The 2727-nt window shown below is 68.6% G+C and carries 4 protein-coding genes; 3 read left to right on the top strand and 1 reads right to left on the bottom strand.

The genetic code is table 11. The features are described 5' to 3' along the window. The 3 genes from JMF90_RS32400 to JMF90_RS32390 form a co-directional block, all read left to right on the top strand. The coding region (locus tag JMF90_RS32400) for a cytochrome c (protein ID WP_201325958.1) at window positions 1-386 on the top strand (386 nt) is incomplete at its 5' end. Next, the gene (locus JMF90_RS32395) at window positions 383-919 is read left to right on the top strand and encodes a cytochrome c (RefSeq protein ID WP_011547121.1); all 537 of its coding nucleotides are present in this window, start codon (window positions 383-385) and stop codon (window positions 917-919) included. The genes JMF90_RS32400 and JMF90_RS32395, both read left to right, overlap by 4 nt. A 33-nt stretch (window positions 920-952) precedes the next feature. Continuing rightward, window positions 953-2458, top strand: a complete 1506-nt coding sequence (locus JMF90_RS32390; RefSeq protein ID WP_011547122.1) for an aldehyde dehydrogenase family protein — start codon at window positions 953-955, stop codon at window positions 2456-2458. Between the two features lie 57 nt (window positions 2459-2515). On the opposite strand, the gene JMF90_RS32385 is transcribed toward JMF90_RS32390, so the two are convergent. Beyond that, a partial coding sequence (locus JMF90_RS32385) for a DMT family transporter (protein ID WP_201325957.1) occupies window positions 2516-2727 on the bottom strand: 212 nt, incomplete at its 5' end.

The following is a 2727-nucleotide window of genomic DNA, read 5'->3' as shown; positions in this document are numbered from 1 at the left end:
GCCTGTTCGACGCGCAGTGCGCGGTGTGTCACCAGGCGGGCGGAAAAGGACAGGACGGCCTCGCGCCGCCGCTGACCGAGTATCCGGGCAAGTACGCGGCGGCGGAAGCCGGGCGGGCGCAGTTGATCGCGACTCTGCTGCACGGGATGTTCGGCGAGATCGAGGTGCACGACAAACGCTACAACTTCAAGATGCCGTCGTTCGCGAGCGCGAGCGACGACGACATCGCGCACGTGCTGAACTACGTCGTGTTCGACCTCAACGCGCAGCACGGCGACGCGAAGCCGTTCACCGCGGCCGATATCCGTGCGGCGCGGGCGAAGCAGATGGACGGCACGGCCGTGCATGCGCAGCGCGCGGTGGTGATCAAGGGGCTCGGCCTGTGAACGGCGTGCGCGCGTCCGTGCACGGCACGCGGTGCGCGGCGTCGTCGTGGCTCGGCGGTTTGTCGCATCGGCTGTCGTGCTGGCTGCTGCTGGCGGCCGCGGCGGCCGGTGCGTTCGCCGCACCCGCGTCCGCGCAGGCCGACGGCGCGGCCGATGCCGCGCTCGCACGGCAGCACTGGGTGCTCAACTGCATGGGTTGCCACACGGCGACGGGCGGCGGCATTCCCGGCAAGGTGCCGCCGCTCGCGAATTCGCTCGGCTATTTCACGCACCTGCCGGCCGGGCGCGAGTACGTGATGCGCGTGCCCGGCGCGTCGAACTCGGCGCTGTCGGATCGGGAACTGGCCGACGTGCTGAACTGGGTGCTCACGACGATGAACCGCGATGCGCTGCCGCGCGACTTCAAGCCCTATACGGCCGCCGAAGTCGCCGCGCACCGCCGCCCCGCGCTGTCCGACGTCGCGGCCGTGCGCGCCGGTCTCGTCCGTGCGTTGCAGGCGCGCGGGATCGACGGCGTCGCGGATCGCTACTGACCGACTCACTCAACGAATCAGGGAAACAGGAACATGGAGACGAACGAAACCTTTGCGTTGCTCGACGCGACGCGCGCGTTTCTCGCGAAGCCGAAGAAGATGCTGATCGGCGCCGAGTGGAGCGATGCCGCGTCGGGCCGCCAGCTCGATGTCGTGAACCCGGCCGACGGCACCGTGCTCGCCCGCGTGCCGGAAGCGGACGAACGCGACGTGCAGCAGGCGGTCGCGGCCGCGCGCCGTGCCTTCGATGCAGGCCCGTGGCGCAGCGCGAAGACCACCGACCGCGAGCGCCTGATGCTCGTGCTCGCCGACCTGATCGAGGCCAATGCGCGCGAGCTCGCCGAGATCGAATCGCTCGACAACGGCAAGCCGGTGCTGGTCGCGCAGGGGCTCGACGTCGCGATGGCCGCGCAGTGCTTCCGCTACATGGCCGGCTGGGCGACGAAGATCGAAGGCAGCGTGATCGACGCCGGCATGCCGTACCTGCCGGACAGCGAAATCTTTGCCTATACGCGCAAGGAGCCCGTTGGCGTGGTCGGCGCGATCATTCCGTGGAATTTCCCGTTGCTGATGGCCGCGTGGAAAATTGCGCCGGCGCTCGCGACTGGCTGCACCGTCGTGCTGAAACCCGCCGAAGACACCCCGCTGAGCGCATTGCGGCTCGGTGAGCTGATTCAGGCGGCCGGGTTTCCGGACGGCGTCGTCAACATCGTCACCGGCTACGGTCACACGGCCGGTGCGGCATTGTCGCGCGATCCGCGCATCGACAAGATCGCGTTCACCGGGTCGACGCAGACGGGCAAGACGATCGGCCACGCGGCGCTCGACAACATGACGCGGATGTCGCTGGAGCTCGGCGGCAAGTCGCCGGTGATCGTGCTGCCCGACGTCGATCTCGACAAGGCCGCGCTGGGCGTGGCGAACGCGATCTTCTTCAACCAGGGGCAGGTGTGCACGGCCGGCTCGCGCGCATACATTCATTCGAAGGTGTTCGACGGCGTGATCGAGCGCGTCGCGAAAATCGCCGCGAGCCTGAAGATCGGCCCGGGGATGGACCCGGCGACGCAGATCGGCCCGCTCGTGTCCGCGAAGCAACGCGAGCGCGTATGCGGGTACATCGACTCGGGGTTCGGCGAGGGCGCGCGTGCCGCTGCGGGCGGCCGCGCGATCGACGGCCCCGGCTTCTTCGTCGAACCGACGGTGCTGGTCGATACGACGCAGGCGATGCGCGTGGTGCGCGAGGAGATCTTCGGGCCGGTGCTCGTCGCGATGCCGTTCGACGACGTCGATACGGCCGTGCAGCTCGCGAACGACACGCCGTACGGCCTCGGCGCGAGCATCTGGTCAAACGATCTCGCGGCGATCCACAAGCTGATCCCGCGTATTGCCGCAGGCACCGTGTGGGTCAACTGCCACTCGCTGCTCGACAACGCGTTGCCGTTCGGCGGGATGAAGCAGTCGGGCTTCGGCCGCGAACTTGGCCGCGCAGTGATCGACCAGTACACGGAGAGCAAGTCGGTGATGATGAACTACGCATGAGCATCGCGGCGCGTGCATGCGTTGCCGATATGCCGGCCACGTACGCACGCGCCGCCGTCACGCGCGGATCAGCACGACCCCGAGAATGAGGCACGCCGCGCCGGCCACGCGGATCGGGCTTGCGGAATGCTGCACGATGCCCAGCACGCCGAAGTGGTCGAACACGAGCGCACCGGTCATTTGTCCGACGACGATCAGCGCGAGCGTCGTCGCCGCGCCCAATCGCGGCACCATCAGGATCGCGACGCCGACGAATACCGCGCCGAACA

Source organism: Burkholderia sp. E168m23 (assembly GCF_016586125.1).
GTDB classification, from domain to species: Bacteria; Pseudomonadota; Gammaproteobacteria; order Burkholderiales; family Burkholderiaceae; genus Burkholderia; species Burkholderia orbicola.
The sequence above is the reverse complement of the archived record's forward strand: the minus strand, read 5'-3'. Positions and strand labels throughout refer to the sequence as shown.

Bases quoted from the DNA above. Each gene is read 5' to 3' on its own strand.
- JMF90_RS32390 (WP_011547122.1), top strand. From the start codon at position 953: ATGGAGACGAACGAAACCTTTGCGTTGCTCGACGCGACGCGCGCGTTT.